The organism is Sphingomonas sp. Leaf230 (assembly GCF_001421745.1).
Lineage (GTDB): Bacteria > Pseudomonadota > Alphaproteobacteria > Sphingomonadales > Sphingomonadaceae > Sphingomonas.
Map to the genome: position 1 here is coordinate 262,491 of NZ_LMKW01000010.1, position 14,073 is coordinate 276,563.

At 67.2% G+C, this 14,073-nt stretch carries 13 protein-coding genes; 5 read left to right on the forward strand and 8 right to left on the reverse strand.

All coding sequences use genetic code 11. From position 1 onward, the window contains the following. Positions 1-22 precede the first annotated feature (22 nt). Together ASE82_RS13195 and ASE82_RS13200 are read left to right on the forward strand one after the other, a co-directional pair. A complete protein-coding gene (locus ASE82_RS13195) occupies positions 23-1,555 on the forward strand; it encodes a M23 family metallopeptidase (protein ID WP_235524702.1) in 1,533 nt (510 codons plus the stop codon). A gap of 155 nt (positions 1,556-1,710) precedes the next feature. Continuing rightward, a complete protein-coding gene (locus ASE82_RS13200) occupies positions 1,711-2,025 on the forward strand; it encodes a YdeI/OmpD-associated family protein (RefSeq protein ID WP_056064065.1) in 315 nt (104 codons plus the stop codon). A gap of 87 nt (positions 2,026-2,112) precedes the next feature. On the opposite strand, the gene ASE82_RS13205 is transcribed toward ASE82_RS13200, so the two are convergent. The 6 genes from ASE82_RS13205 to ASE82_RS13230 all read right to left on the reverse strand — a co-directional run bounded on the left by ASE82_RS13205 (position 2,113) and on the right by ASE82_RS13230 (position 8,805). Beyond that, the gene (locus ASE82_RS13205; RefSeq protein ID WP_056064068.1) at positions 2,113-3,783 is read right to left on the reverse strand and encodes an ATP-binding protein; all 1,671 of its coding nucleotides are present in this window, start codon (positions 3,781-3,783) and stop codon (positions 2,113-2,115) included. A 114-nt stretch (positions 3,784-3,897) separates the two neighbouring features. Beyond that, positions 3,898-4,617, reverse strand: a complete 720-nt coding sequence (locus ASE82_RS13210) for a TIGR02186 family protein (RefSeq protein ID WP_056064071.1) — start codon at positions 4,615-4,617, stop codon at positions 3,898-3,900. Between the two features lie 35 nt (positions 4,618-4,652). Continuing rightward, on the reverse strand, positions 4,653-5,567 hold the full coding sequence (locus ASE82_RS13215) for a sulfite exporter TauE/SafE family protein (protein WP_056064073.1): 915 nt from the start codon (positions 5,565-5,567) through the stop codon (positions 4,653-4,655). A 48-nt stretch (positions 5,568-5,615) separates the two neighbouring features. Further along, the gene (locus tag ASE82_RS20120) at positions 5,616-6,257 is read right to left on the reverse strand and encodes a hypothetical protein (RefSeq protein WP_235524703.1); all 642 of its coding nucleotides are present in this window, start codon (positions 6,255-6,257) and stop codon (positions 5,616-5,618) included. Positions 6,258-6,607: 350 nt separating this feature from the next. Next, positions 6,608-8,050, reverse strand: a complete 1,443-nt coding sequence (locus tag ASE82_RS13225) for a glycosyl transferase family protein (RefSeq protein WP_235524704.1) — start codon at positions 8,048-8,050, stop codon at positions 6,608-6,610. A gap of 248 nt (positions 8,051-8,298) precedes the next feature. Beyond that, positions 8,299-8,805 (reverse strand): outer membrane protein assembly factor BamE, encoded by a 507-nt coding sequence (locus ASE82_RS13230; RefSeq protein WP_082441496.1) that lies wholly within the window; start codon positions 8,803-8,805, stop codon positions 8,299-8,301. A gap of 134 nt (positions 8,806-8,939) precedes the next feature. Here ASE82_RS13230 and ASE82_RS13235 point away from each other — a divergent pair, with 134 nt between their 5' ends. Both ASE82_RS13235 and ASE82_RS13240 read left to right on the forward strand, forming a co-directional pair. Beyond that, entirely contained in the window at positions 8,940-9,446 is a 507-nt protein-coding gene (locus ASE82_RS13235) for a ubiquinol-cytochrome C chaperone family protein (protein WP_235524705.1), read from the forward strand. Continuing rightward, the gene (locus ASE82_RS13240; protein ID WP_056064079.1) at positions 9,443-9,967 is read left to right on the forward strand and encodes a YceD family protein; all 525 of its coding nucleotides are present in this window, start codon (positions 9,443-9,445) and stop codon (positions 9,965-9,967) included. The genes ASE82_RS13235 and ASE82_RS13240 overlap by 4 nt, the downstream gene beginning before the upstream one ends. Positions 9,968-10,208: 241 nt before the next feature. Here the strand turns inward: ASE82_RS13240 and ASE82_RS13245 are convergent, their stop codons facing one another. After that, positions 10,209-10,745 carry a SixA phosphatase family protein gene (locus ASE82_RS13245; RefSeq protein WP_056064082.1) on the reverse strand — a complete coding sequence of 179 codons (537 nt, stop codon included), beginning with the start codon at positions 10,743-10,745 and terminating at the stop codon, positions 10,209-10,211. An 8-nt stretch (positions 10,746-10,753) separates the two neighbouring features. Further along, a complete protein-coding gene (locus ASE82_RS13250; protein WP_056064753.1) occupies positions 10,754-13,453 on the reverse strand; it encodes an ATP-dependent DNA helicase in 2,700 nt (899 codons plus the stop codon). 262 nt (positions 13,454-13,715) lie between these two features. On the opposite strand from ASE82_RS13250, the gene ASE82_RS13255 reads away from it, so the two are divergent. After that, positions 13,716-14,021, forward strand: a complete 306-nt coding sequence (locus ASE82_RS13255) for a hypothetical protein (protein WP_056053958.1) — start codon at positions 13,716-13,718, stop codon at positions 14,019-14,021. The last annotated feature ends 52 nt before the right edge of the window (positions 14,022-14,073 follow it).

Genomic DNA, 14,073 nt, shown 5'->3' on the forward strand with positions numbered 1-14,073 from the left:
CAACCCGACGCTCGCGCTGGGGATGAAACGGCGCACGAGCATTCGGACGATTTCGGGGCGGACACGCGTGTACTTGCAGAAGGATCAGGCGCTGGAACTGGCGGGCGGCGGGGCGCGCGGCTTTGGTCGCGCGCTCGATCGGCAACCGGATATTGGTCCAGAGGCTGCCCCCTCGCGGATCGACTGGGTGCCCGATCTCGGTACTCGGATCGGTAGTCGCGACTGGTGGCGCGGGCTCGCGACCTGCACCGTGCTGTGTGCCGCGACCGTCATGCTAACGCCAGGGTTCAAGCCGCTGCTCGGTGCAGTGCCGTCGCCACTGGCCGGCGCCGAGTGGGAGGAGACGCGCGCGCAGGGCATTGCGCCGCTCGGCCAGGGCGCGACCACCGGGCGGCGGATGGCGGCGAACGATCTCGTCGCGCCACTCGCCGATGCGCCCGAACGGCCGACGCTCGAACTGTCCGCGACGCTCGGCCAGGGCGATGCGTTCGACCGGGCGCTGATACGCGCGGGCGTCGGTCGGAACGATGCCGAGGCCGCCGCGGCGCTGGTCGCGCAGTCGGTCGATCCGAGGGCCATTCCGGCGGGCACGCGGATCGCGCTGACGCTCGGGCGGCGGCCGGATCGCACCGTCGCGCGGCCGCTGGACAAGCTCGATTTCCGTGCGCGGTTCGATCTGGCGCTGTCGCTGACGCGCGGCGCGGGCGGGCTGACCGTGAACCGCAAGCCGATCGCGGTCGATACGACGCCGTTGCGCATCCAGGGCCTGGTCGGCTCCAGCCTATACCGATCCGCGCGTGCCGCCGGTGTTCCCGGAAAGGCCGTAGAGTCGTTCATCAAGGCGATCTCGACGCGACTTTTGATCGGCCGCGACGTGACGGCGGCGGACACCTTCGACGTCATCGTGGAGCGTGAGCGTGCCGCAACCGGTGAGACCCGGATCGGCGAGCTGCTGTTCGCCGGGATCGATCAGGCACGACGCAAAGTGCAACTCGTGCGGTTCGCGCCGGACGCGACGAACGTTGATGCCGATGACGAGTCGAGTCGCGGCGGCTGGTTCGATGCGAACGGCCAGACCGAACGCCGCGCCGTTTCTGGCATGCCGGTCACCGGCCGGATCACGTCGAACTACGGCATGCGGTTCCACCCGCTGCTGGGCTTCACGCGGATGCACAAGGGCCTCGACATCGGCGCACCGTACGGATCGCCGATCCACGCGATGACCGATGGCATCGTGGCGTTCGCAGGCCGGACCGGCGGCTACGGCAATTTCGTCAAACTGATGCACGGTGGCGGGATGGCGAGCGGATACGGCCATATGAGCCGGATCGCGGTGTCATCGGGCACGCGGGTCCGGCAGGGCCAGGTGATCGGTTATGTCGGCTCGACGGGAATGTCGACCGGCCCGCATCTGCACTGGGAAGTGTGGAAGAACGGCGCGGCCATCAACCCGCGATCGGTCTCGTTTGCGAGCGTGGCGCAGTTGTCGGGGGAGAAACTGCGCGCGTTCAAGGCAAGGGTCGCTCAGCTGCTGGCAATACGGGTCGGCGCCTAACCATCTGATGAACGTCGACGCGGTGCGCGACGGCGGCATCGACGGAATTTGTTGTTGGTTGCCCATTGCGAACCGTGCGCTCGTCATCAACGTGAGGAACGGCTATTCTTCGCGCGAATGGCCCGTTGCATTGGCCGACATTGCTCGGAGGACTCGTGGCGAACTCTTTTCTTCACGGCACTGTCCATACCGCCAGCGACGATCTCCAGTCGGCGATCTGCTCCGATCCAAGCCTCTTTGCACTGTGGCAGACGCTGACGCCGCTCGGCCGGAACGAGTTCATCTGCTGGATAGAGGACGCGAAACAGCCGAAAACGCGCCAGCGCCGCATAGAGCGTACGGGTCAGGAGCTGTTCGAGGGCAAGAAGCGCCCCTGTTGCTGGGCGGGCTGCATTCACCGTACCGACAAGGCCCCGAGCCGATGGCAGCAGGCCGTCCTGATCGACCGGAAAGCAAAGAACGGCATGTGATCACGTGCACGATCAGATCCCCCTCTTTTACCGGAATACAGCTAACGACGGGTTATGCTTGTCGATCCCTGCACTGACCGATCGCACCTATTTGCCTTGCGCCCGCCAGCGCTGGATCGTGCGGCCGATGATCTGGTCCTCACCGCCGACGTCGCGCCATAGTTCGGAGAATAGCGGATCACCCGAGGCGGGGCGTTTCTCCTCCTCCAATCCGTCGAAGCTCACGCGGATCGGGATCGTCACGCCTTCGCCGCAGATGATGCACTCGCGATTGCGTAGCGCGGGGATCGAATCGAGGAAGCCGCGCGCGCCCTCGGGCATCGCCGCGCGGACGAAGGCCTGGTCGCGGTCGTTGTTGAGGCGCATTGCTATGATCGTGCCGCATTGCGACAGCACACCCTCCGCGAGATCCGACGGACGCTGCGTGATCAGGCCCAGCGACACGCCATATTTGCGCCCTTCCTTGGCGATTCGGCCGAGGATGCGCCCGACCGAACTGTTCGCTTCCTGCCCTGCCGGGATGTAGCGATGCGCCTCTTCGCAGACGAGCAGGATCGGCCGCTGCGGTTCGTTGCGCGACCAGATCGCGAAGTCGAACGTCATCCGCGCGAGTACCGCAACCACCACCGAGGTGATATCCGACGGTACGCCAGAGACGTCGATGATCGAGATCGGCTTGCCGTCGCCGGGCAGGCGGAAGATGCGCGCGAGGAAGCTCGCCATCGTGTCCGCCACCAGCATGCCGGAGAACATGAAGCCGTAGCGCGGATCGGCCTTGATCTCGTCGATTTTGGACTTGAGCCGCAGATAGGGCGCGGTGTCGCCGGCGCGGTCCATCTTGCCCATCTCGGCGCTGATGATCGTCGTCAGGTCGCTGAGCATATACGGGATCGGCGCGTCGACTGTGAGCTTGGCGATCTCCTGCCCGAGTCGGCTTTTCGCCTTCGCCGCGAGCAGGCATTTAGCGAGGATGTCGGCATCGAACTGTCGCGCGGAGCCGCTGCTGGTGAGGAAGACCTCGCAATGCTCCTCGAAGTTCATCAGCCAATACGGCATCTGCAGGTTCGAAACGTCGTAGATCGCCCCATTCGATTTGAACGCCGCGGCGTATTCGCCGTGCGGATCGATCATCACGATATGGCCCTGCGGCGCGAGTTCGCAGATGCGGTGCAGGATCAACGCGGCGCTGGTCGACTTGCCGGTGCCGGTCGAACCGACGAGCGCGAAATGCTTGCCGAGCATCGCATCGACGTACAGCGCGGCGGGGATATCTGCGGTCGGATAGACCGTACCGATCGTGATGTTCGCGCGGTCGTCGGCGGCATAGACCTGTTGCAGGTCGGCCGTGGTGATCGGGAACACCTCGCAGCCGGGCATCGGATAGCGCGTGACGCCGCGGCGGAATCGATACAGCTTGCCGGTGAGTTGCTCTTCGTCGCCTTCGCCGAGATAGTCGATCTCCGCCGCGACGCAGGTGCCGGCGGCATCCTCCAGCTTGAGCGAGCGGATATTGGCGACCAGCCACGTCGCGCCGACGCGCATCTTGATCTGGCTGCCGACTTGTCCGGCCGCTGCGACGACCGGATCGGAATCGTCATGCAGCACCGCGATCGCAGCGCGATCGAGCAGGATACGGCTGCTCGATCCGGCGATCGCGAAGACGACGCCCACGGGTGCCGCCGCAGCGCTGGTGCCAGCGAATCCGCCCGTCAGGGGTGCCGCGCGCAAGAATGCGCCAGGTCCCGGCATGTCGCTCATCGCCGCAAAGTCTCCAGTCATTTCGGACCGACCCTGCCGCGATAATTGTAAATATCCGATGACGACGGTGTTGAACTTGCTGAGAAAACCACCGCGTTTAGTCGCCGCGACGCGCTAGACCCGGCGCGCGATCCAGCCTGCCGCCCAGCCGAGGAACACCGACAGCGCGACCGCGACCAGCCCGTAGGTCACCGAAGAACGATCCGCGGCGCGCGCGACGAATCGCTCGAAGCCCGATTTGCGAATGTCGATGTCGCGTACTGCGGCTGCCAGAACGCGGCCGTCGCGGATCAGAAACGTCTCCGCGGTAAACCGGCCGACGGGCACGCGGGCGGGAATGGATACGCGCGCACGATAGAGCACGCCGTCGGTGATCTCGACCGCGCGCGGCGCCTCGTAATACAGGCCGGCGCGGCGCTTGAGGTCGACCAGCCCCTTCTGGAAGCGGTCCTGGATCGGCGCCGGTGCGCTCGACGCCGGCGACAATTGCAGGCTGTCGAGCCCGAGTTCGTAGATCGCGCGCGTCCGGTCGTCGACGAGGCGGTCGATCGGCTTGGACGAGGCGATCGCGTAGAAACTGGGGGCGGAGCGGTATCTGAGGCGCGCGGCGTTGACCCAGATGCCGGCGACCTTCTCCTTCTCGCGCATCAGGATCGACTGGGTCGGACCCTTCACGACGACGACGATGTCGGTGGGTTGCTCACCGGTCGGCAGGCGCCCGCCGGGATAGAGGATCGCACCGAACAGCAGCAGCTCGGCGCCGGTGAAGCTGTACGCGATCTCGATATTGCGCTGCGACACGTCGGGGACGAGCACGGGCTTGGCCTGCGCCATTAGCAATGGCGCGAGCAGAAATAGCCAGCCCGGCTTCACGACAGCGCGACCGAGAAGATCTCCTCGGGGCGCCAGACCAAGCCCAGCAGGATGCGTGCGCCGACCAGCAGCACCATGACCGCAAGTCCGAGACGGAGATATTCAGGGCGGAACTTGGTCGCGAACCGCGCGCCGACCTGCGCCCCCACGACCGAGCCGAGCAGGAGCAGTGCGGCGAGCACGATGTCGACCGCCTTGGTGGTGGTCGCGTGGACCATCGTCGCGACCGCAGTCACGAACAGCGTCTGGAACAACGACGTGCCGACCACCACCGACGTCGCCATGCCCAGCAGGTAGATCATCGCCGGGACGAGGATGAAGCCACCGCCGATGCCGAGCAGGATGGTCAAGATGCCGGTGAAGAAGCCGAGCAACAGCGGCGCGAGCGGTGAGATGTAAAGCCCCGAAGCATAGAAGCGCGTCCTGAGCGGGAGGGCAGCGACGAGCGGGTGATGGCGGCGTTTGCGTGCCTTCGGAGGCCGCCCGGTCCGCGCGCGGCCGATCGTGCCGATCGATTCCTTCGCCATCAGGCCGCCGATCGAGCCGAGCATGATCACGTAGACGATCGCGATCACCGTATCGATCTGGCCGCTCTGCTGGAGCAGCCGGAACAGCCATGCCCCGAAGAACGAGCCGAGGATGCCACCTGCGACGAGCACCCCGCCCATCTTGGTATCGACGCCCTTGCGCCGGAAATGCGCGAACACGCCGGAGACGCTGGCGCCGGTCACCTGGCTGGCGGACGAGGCGGCGGCGACGGTCGGCGGGATGCCGTAGACGATCAGCAACGGCGTCGTCAGGAAGCCGCCGCCGACGCCGAACATGCCCGACAACAGCCCGACGCCCCCGCCGAGCAGGATGATGACGAGCGCGTTGACCGACAGGTTGGCGACGGGGAGATACAGATCCACGACCGCAGCGTTACACCGGATTGCGCGGGCGGGGCTAGGCTCGACCGCTTAGAAGTCGCTGCCGATCGACAGGGCCGGTCCAGAGCCCGGACGCGCGCCGCCGGCGATGCGTTCGCGCCAGTCTAGCGTCAGGCGGATCGTCTTGCGCGCGACGGGCAACGTTGCGACAATCGACGGCCCGACATCGAAGCGTTCGGCGTCGCGTTGCGCGCTTCCCCACGCGCCGACGCCGATGTCTATGGTCGCGCCGGCAAGCTTTCCCAGCGGATGCGTGAGTCGTGCGGAGGCGTCGACGAAACCTTCGATCCCGTCACGCGCAATCCCGCCGGCCTGGCCGTACGCTTCCAGGCGGATACCCGGCGCGACCTCGGCGGGACCATAGCCGGCGATGACGCCCACCGTCGGTCCGCCGCGGCCGCCATCGAGCGCGAATCGCTGCTCGGCGACGAGGCGGATCGGTAACCGCGTTGGTTGCCATTCGATCCCGAGCGCGGCCTCCCGTCCGGCACCTTTGAGCGGCGTGGCGACGCGCGCCACCAGCGCGACCTTGCGACGGCTGCCAAGCGCATAGGCCAGTCGCAAGCCGCCCTGCGATGCGCCGAGCTGCCCGCCCGACACCGTACCCGCGGGACCGCCACGCGCGAGCAGCCATGCGCTTCCGTTGAGACGACTCGGTCCTCTGAGGACCAAGGGCGGCGCTACCGGTGACGGAACGAGGTATGTCCGAGGCTCTGCGACGGCTGGCAAATCGGGAAGAACGCACGCTACGGGGCCCGGCAGCGCAATGGTCGGTGCCTGCCATGGTTGACCCTTGGCAGAAATCGGCGATGCAACGGCGACGCGTGGCGTGGTCACCACTCGCGGAGGCACGCGCGGTCGCCCGAGTATCGCCGCGGCGACTTGTGGCACGAGCACTTCGATTACCCGTGGGATCATTTCCGACGGTGGAAGCGAGGCGACCTCCGGCAACAACAACGCCACGCGGACCATCACCCATCCGCCCAACGCCAGTGCAAGAAAGCGCAGCGGGCGCCCGACACTCATCGTGCCGCGGCGGCGAGGCCTGAATCGTTGACGGTGACGACGTCGTCGGGCGGCAGGTCGGGAAACTCATGCCGCGTCTTGTCCCAGACCGGCGCGGCGCCGCGTAGCATGCCGATATAGACGATCACCGCGCGCGGTGCGGCGATCAGCGAGACGAGGTTGCCGACCAGGAATCGCGGCAGCGCCCAGATCGCCTCGCGCATGCCGTAACTGCGTCCCGTGAATATCATCCGCACGATCAACCGCCACGCCAGCAAGGCGCCATTGGCGACGAGCAGCCAGAACGCGATCGGGTAGGCGCCGTTCGCGTAGGGTGACGCGCCGTCGGCTTGGCCGTGCATCAGTAGCGACAACAACCATATCGGCACCGCAAGATATCCGACCGCTAGGATCACGACGGCCAGCGGCGCGCGCCGATCGCGCATTCGCATCCAGTGATCGGCGACCGCGCGAGGCCGCCCCCAACCGGTACGATCCCAGCCGGCCAGCGCGATACCCATCATCCACCGCGTCTTCTGGCGCACCGAGCCGCCGAGCGTACACGGAAAATACGCGCGTACCGCGACCACCGTCCCGGCGTCGTCCGTCGCGACACGCGCGAAGATGCCTCGTGCGCCAAGCTCGGCGAGCCGCAAACCCAGCTCGTAATCCTCAGTCAGACTGGTCGCGTCGAACGGATCACCGCCCCGTGCCTGCGCAATCATCGCGAGGACGGCGGGTGCGATCGCACAGCCGGTGCCGGCAAGCGGCATCGCGGCGCCCAGTGCGGTCCGGACGACGATCTGCTTGGCGTGGGATTCGGCGAATTCGTCGGCATAGTGTCCCGACACCAGCCGCGCACCGCAGTGGACCAGCGGCAAAACGGGAAGCTGGATGACGTCATACTGCTCGATCAGACTGTCGAAGACACGCAACTCCTGCGCGTGCACGACGTCTTCGGCATCGTGAAGCACGATTGCCTTGGTGGGTAGATTTGTCCCTGCCCCGTCTCGCAGATCGTCGCGACACAGCGCATGCCACAGCGTGTTGAGGCAGTCGGCCTTGGTCGTCGGTCCGTCGCGTGGCCCGATCACGAGCCGGATACGCGGGTCGCGCTCGGCGACCGCGGCAACCGCATCGATCGTTCCCCGGTCGTTCGGATAGGCGCCGACATAGATGCGGTAATTATCGTGATCGTAGCGATCGAGCGCAGTCGTCAGCATCCCGCCGATCACCGCGACCTCGTCCCACGCCGCGACGAACACCGCGATCCGGCCGGCGTTGCGTGGTAACGGCAGGGTGGCGAGGGTCAGGCGAGCCCGGCCGCCATGCCTGATCCGGTGACCGATATAGACAAGATCGACCAGCAGATCATCGATACCACCAAGTAGCAGTCCGACGCCCGCAAACAGCAGCATCTCGCGCGCGGACGCGTCGATAATCCACAGCGACTCGCCCAAGCCACACCCCCGAACCAAGGGTACCGCAAGTCACCGTCGTAACGGACATAGTCTTATCGAGAACGGATGTTTGTCGTTTTCGCGAATTACAGCCTGACACGGCGAACCATCGCGTCGAACGTGCGTTACGACGATGATCCCTTTCCCCCCTTTCGGGATCGGCGCCGATGATGCCCGGCCCGGCCGCACCGCTGCGTAGCACGCGGTGCGGCCTAACCGAATCCGGTCTTACCCCTCAGACCGACCAACTATGGTCGATTTCGACCGCCGCCGCCGGTGTTGCTACCGCCGCCACCGCCGCCGCCAGCGCCCGCGGCGCCGACCGTGCCGATGTTACCGAACAGATCCTGGAAGAAGCCGCGCTCGCGACCGAGCGTCGGCGTCTTCTTGCCATAGGGGGCGATCGACGCGACCTGATCGAGCCCGCCGCGACGGATCGCGGTGACGGTGCCCTTTTGGTCGAAGCTGATCTGCAACGTGATCTGCGCGTTCGCGCGCGGGTTACGGAACGCGAGGTTGCGACTGTCCCGCGCGAGATAATACCAGTCGCCCTGGTCGAACTGACCGGCGAGCGTCGGCTTGCCGAGCGTGGCGAGCACCGACTGGCGGTTGTCGACGCCCGGCTGGACCGAGTTGACGAGGTCGGTATCGACGACATAGCCCTGGTGCGAGCGCAGCTGGGTGCAGCCCCCACTGGCCAATGCGGCGACCGCAAGTGCGGCGGCGAGACCCGTACGGGCGGAAAACACGCTCATATAAACTCCCAACCGGGGCACGCGAAAACACGTGACGAGTCCCATGCGATTGCATCGGCCGCCGATCGCCTCGATATGCGAGGATGCGCGGGCAAACAAGCCGAAGCGCGGCTTCGTGTTGAGGACGATAGATTTTGAGCTGGTTGGGAAGACTGCTCGGCGAGAAGCCCGACGAGGCGCTGCCGCTGTACAACGCCGTCGTCGGTCGGGCGCGCGCGGAACATTGGTACCGGGAGGGCGCGGTGCCGGACACGGTCGACGGCCGGTTCGACATGATCGCGACGTTGCTGGCGATCGTCATGCTGCGGCTCGAGACCGAGCCCTTGGGCGGTGAACCCGCGGCGCGTCTGGCCGAACGCTTCGTCGACGACATGGACGGGCAGCTGCGCGAGATCGGGATCGGTGACATCATCGTCGGCAAGCATATCGGCAAGATGATGAGCATGCTCGGCGGGCGGCTCGGCGCGTACCGCGACGGACTGGCGGCGGGCGATATCGCGCCGGCCCTGGTGCGCAACCTGTACCGGGGCGCGGCGCCGGACGATGCCGCGCTGGCGCATGTCCGCGAGTCGGTGATGGCGTTTCATGCGGGTCTGGCTGCGACGCCACTCCCGAATCTGTTATCTGGAGAATTGCCGTGAAGCCCGAGTTCAGCCGCCCCGAACGCCTCGACACGATCGGCGAGCGCGAGCGGATCGTCGAGATCGCCGCGACCGAGGACGAGCGCGCGGCACTGGCCAAGCGGTTCGCGCTGCTGTCGATCACGCGGCTCGACGCGCGATTGGGGATCAAGCGCACCGACAGCGGCATCGTCGTGAAGGGCCGCGTGACCGGCGCGGCGGTGCAGGCGTGCTCGGTGACCGACGAACCGCTCGACACGCAGATCGACGAGCCGGTTGCGTTGCTGTTCGTCGATCAGTTGGTTTCGGAAGGCGACGAGGTCGAACTGTCCGATGACGCGCTTGATACGGTCGCGATCGAGGGCGGCACGATCGATCTTGGCGAAGCGGCGGCAGACACGCTGGCGCTGGCGATCGATCCGTTTCCTCGGGGGCCGAACGCGGCGGCGGCTCTGGCGGCGGCAGGTGTGATCAGCGAGGACGAGTTCCGGCCGGCGAATGCGTTCTCGGACCTGAAGGCGCGGATGGCGGGGAAGAGCTGAACGGTGGCGCGGTCTCGGCTTGTTCGAGATTAGTTTACCAACAACTTGCACCACCCCGGCGAAGGCCGGGGCCCAATTGAGGGCCGATAGTGAGGTAGGGCGGTCCGCCGTTACAACCACCTCTCCAATTGGGCCCCGGCCTTCGCCGGGGTGGTGCGTGTTTTGGGAAACCTCGGCCCTCTTGTTCTCCCGCGAAGGCGGGAGCCCAGACTGGGTCCCCGCCTTCGCGGGGAAACACGGTTTAGTCCGCGTCGGGACCTAGGGTCGGATCAAGATCGCGGGGTCGGATGAAGCGGGTCAGGCGAGCCGTACCCGCCGCGACATCCCCCCACTCCCCCTCGAACTGAAGCTCGGCAATGCTGGCGGTCGGATACTTGTCCTCGACCGCATCGCGCAACGGATCGGCCCCATCGGCGACCAGCATCAGGACGAGATCCTCCAACCCCGGATTGTGCCCGATCAGCAACGCGCTCTCCGCCTCGGCCGGAAATCCGTGCACCACGTCGAGCAACGTCGCTGCCGACGCCAGATACACCCGCCGGTCCAGCGTCGGCGCGATCGTCCGGCCATAGCCCGATTCGATCTGCTCCAAGGTCTCCGAAACGCGCACCGCGGGCGACGCGATCGCATGATCGAACGTAAGCCCAAGCGACCGCATGTGCCGGCCGACCATCGCCGCGGCGCGCTTGCCCTTGGCGTTGAGCGGACGGTCGAAATCGCGCGCGACCGGATCGTCCCAGCCGGACTTGGCGTGGCGCAACAGCGTCAACGTCTTCATGGCAATCCTCAAGCGGGTTCGCGGCTTTCATGCCCTACGCGCGGGCTGGAGGAAAGCCGGCTTGCGACTCGGGCCACCGCTTCTTCGAGCGTGACGCGCGCGATCGGCACCCCCGGGGGGAACGCGCTGAGCAACCGCGAGGGCATTGCAGCGGACAGCATCACGAATACGCCCGAATCGTCGGCGCGGCGGATCAACCGGCCGAATGCCTGCGCCAGACGCGCGCGAACGAGCCGGTCGTCATACGCCGAACCACCGCCAGCCAGCCTGCGCGCGGCGTGCAGCACGGACGGTTTCGCCCAGGGCACGCCCTCCATCACTACCAACCGCAGCGATTCGCCGGGCACGTCGACGCCATCACGCAGCGCATCGGTGCCAAGCAGCGACGCACCCGGATCGTCGCGAAAAATGTCAACCAACGTGCCGGTGTCGATCGGATCGACGTGCTGCGCATGGAGTGGCAGTCCTTCGCGTGCGAGGCGATCGGCGATCCGACCATGCACGCCGCGCAGACGCCGGATCGCAGTGAACAGCCCAAGCGTGCCGCCGCGGCTGGCGACGATCAGCTGCGCATAGGCGTTGGCGAGCGCGCCGATATCGCCCCGCTTCACGTCGGTGACGATCAGGACTTCGGCCTGGCGGGTATAATCGAATGGGCTCTTCGCCTCGAACCGGGCGGCGGGCCGGAGGAGATGCGGCGCGCCGGTGCGAGCTTCGGCCACCTCCCAATCACCGCCGCCGGTCAGCGTCGCGGAGGTGACGAGCGCGCCGTGGGCGGGCTTCAGGACGATCTCGGCGAACGGCCTTGTCGGGTCGAGCCAGTGGCGATGCAGCCCGATATCGAACTCGCGGCCTTCGATCCGATCGACCGCGAGCCAGTCGACGAAATCGCCATCGACCGGCCCGCCGACGCGCGCGAGCAGCGACAGCCACGACGCCACCGTCTCCGCCCGCCAGCCGATCGAGGCGATCGCGCCTTCGACTCGTGCGCGGGCGGGCGCGTCCATCCAGTCGGGGGCTTCGGCGAGCACGGCTTCGAGGCGACGGCCGAGCGTTACGAGCGGGCGGACGAGTGCGTCGAGCGCGGCGGCGGCGGGCGCGGCGGCCTCGATCAGCGTCGCGTCGGGTTCGGCGAGTTCGGTCTCCAGGCCGTACCCCGCGTCGCCCGGCTGCTCAGCCCGCGCGTAGGTGAGCCCACGGACGGCAGCGAGCAGCGTCTCGATCGGACCGAACGGCGCACCTTCTCCGAGGCGTTGCAGCCAGCCGTCGGACGCCAAGGCGCCCGCCGCGGTCACCGCGTCGCCGATCGCCCGCGCGCCCTGTTCGTCATAGCTGGCGAGGTCGGAGAGGCGTGCGGCAAGTCCTCGCCTGCGCCCGCGACCGCTTGATTCGGGGCCGAGGATCCAGCGCCGCAGTTCGATCGTCTCGGCACCGGTCAGCGCGGTCGCGAACATCGAATCGGCGGCATCGAAGATATGATGGCCCTCGTCGAACACGTACCGCGTCGGCCGAGTCGCGAGCTCGCGACCTCTCGCGGCGTTGACCATCACTAGCGCATGGTTGGCGATGACGATGTCGGCGTCGGACGAGGCGCGGGCGGCGCGCTCGATGAAGCATTTCCGGTAGTGTGGGCAGCCGGCATAGACGCACTCGCCGCGCCGGTCGGTCAGCGCGGTCGAGCCGTTGCGGCGGAACAGCGTCGGCAGCCAACCTGGGAGGTCGCCGCCGACCATGTCGCCATCTGCGCTATATGCGGCCCAGCGCGCGACGAGGTGCGCGAGAATTGCAGCGCGGCCTGCGAACCCGCCCTGCAACGCGTCCTCCAGGTTTAGCAGGCAGAGGTAATTCTCGCGCCCCTTCCGCGTAACGACCTTGGCCTTCCGGATCGCGGCGTCGGGATAGAGCCGGGCGGTTTCTTGGCCGAGCTGGCGTTGCAGCGTCTTGGTGTAGGTCGAAATCCACACCGCGCCGCCAGCCTTCTCCGCCCAGAGCGAGGCGGGCGCGAGATAGCCAAGCGTCTTGCCGATCCCGGTCCCAGCCTCGGCGAGGACGAGATTTGGCGTGTCGCGCATCGCGCGCGGGGCGAACGCGGCGGTGGCGGCGCCGGCATAGGCGCGCTGGCCGGGACGCTCCTCGGCGCCGTGGCCGGTGAGGTCGACGAGGCGTGCCTCGGCATCGCCCGGCTCGATGGTCACAGTGCGCGGCGCAGGTCGCGGCGCGTGCTCCTCCCATTCGGGCAGCGACGAGAACAGCCAGCGTTCGTTGACCGCCGGCTTCTTCAGCCGCTCCGCAACGACCGGCGCCCAGGGCCACCGCAGGCGGAACAGCGATTGCGCCGCCGTCCACGCGCCCTCACGCTCGGGCCAGTCGCCATCGGTAAGCGCCAGCATCGCCTCGGCCGCGCGCAGCAGGAACGGCGCGACCTCGGCATCCTCGCTCGGCACGTCGAGGCCGGTGACCCGCGCAATCCCCTTCGGCGTCGGCACCGCGAACTGCGCGGGGCGGAGGAACGCGTAGAGTTCGAGCAGGTCGAGCCCCGACAGATCGGGATACCCGAGTCGCTGCCCGACCAGCGGCGCGTTGAGCATGATGACCGGCGTATCGGCCGCGATCCGGATCGCCTCGCCCCGTCCGATCGGACGCGCGCCGTCCGCATTCGCGATCCAGATGCCGGCGTGGCTGGCGTGGAGGGCAGGATAGCGAAACACCGCAAGACCTTGCTGCAATGAGAACGAAAGGGCAACCTCTCGCTGCTTGTTCTCCTGCGAAGACGGGAGCCCAGTCTGGATCCCCGCCTTCGCGGGGAAACACGCTGTCGTCGGTTTCAGCCTGAAGTGCTGCACCCTTCGCGGTTGTGCAAACCTCCGTCGGCAAACTCACCCATATCGGCCGTTACGCAACCGGCACGGTTCACGTGCGTTGCGCCCTTATCGATACCGAACTTTATCTACATCAACAGGGACGATCATCATGCGGAAGTTTCTCATGGCGCTGAGCGCGCTCTCGCTCGCAATCCCGGCGGCTGCCGTGATCCCCACAGGCAAGGCGGAAGCCCGTTCGAAGCGCGAATATCGCGGGCATGACCGTCGTTACCGCGCCAAGCGTTGCCGTCATTCGAGCGGCACGACCGGCCTGGTCGCAGGCGGCGTCGGCGGCGCGGTGCTCGGCAATGCGGTCGGCGGCGGGCTGCTCGGCACGCTCGCTGGTGGCGCAGCGGGTGCGCTCGGTGGCCGTGCGGTCGACCGGACGATCACCGCGAAGGATCGTTGCCGCTAAGACGCATGCGGCGGTGGGGTGACGGACACGGGCGCAGGCGCTAATCGCCGAA

What these genes read in the sequence shown, in the direction of transcription:
- ASE82_RS13195 (WP_235524702.1), top strand. Translation starts at nt 23, where the DNA reads ATGAAACGGCGCACGAGCATTCGGACGATTTCGGGGCGGACACGCGTG.
- ASE82_RS13205 (WP_056064068.1), bottom strand. Translation starts at nt 3,783, where the DNA reads ATGAGCGACATGCCGGGACCTGGCGCATTCTTGCGCGCGGCACCCCTG.
- ASE82_RS13210 (WP_056064071.1), bottom strand. Translation starts at nt 4,617, where the DNA reads ATGGCGCAGGCCAAGCCCGTGCTCGTCCCCGACGTGTCGCAGCGCAAT.
- ASE82_RS13230 (WP_082441496.1), bottom strand. Translation starts at nt 8,805, where the DNA reads ATGAGCGTGTTTTCCGCCCGTACGGGTCTCGCCGCCGCACTTGCGGTC.
- ASE82_RS13245 (WP_056064082.1), bottom strand. Translation starts at nt 10,745, where the DNA reads ATGAAGACGTTGACGCTGTTGCGCCACGCCAAGTCCGGCTGGGACGAT.
- ASE82_RS13255 (WP_056053958.1), top strand. Translation starts at nt 13,716, where the DNA reads ATGCGGAAGTTTCTCATGGCGCTGAGCGCGCTCTCGCTCGCAATCCCG.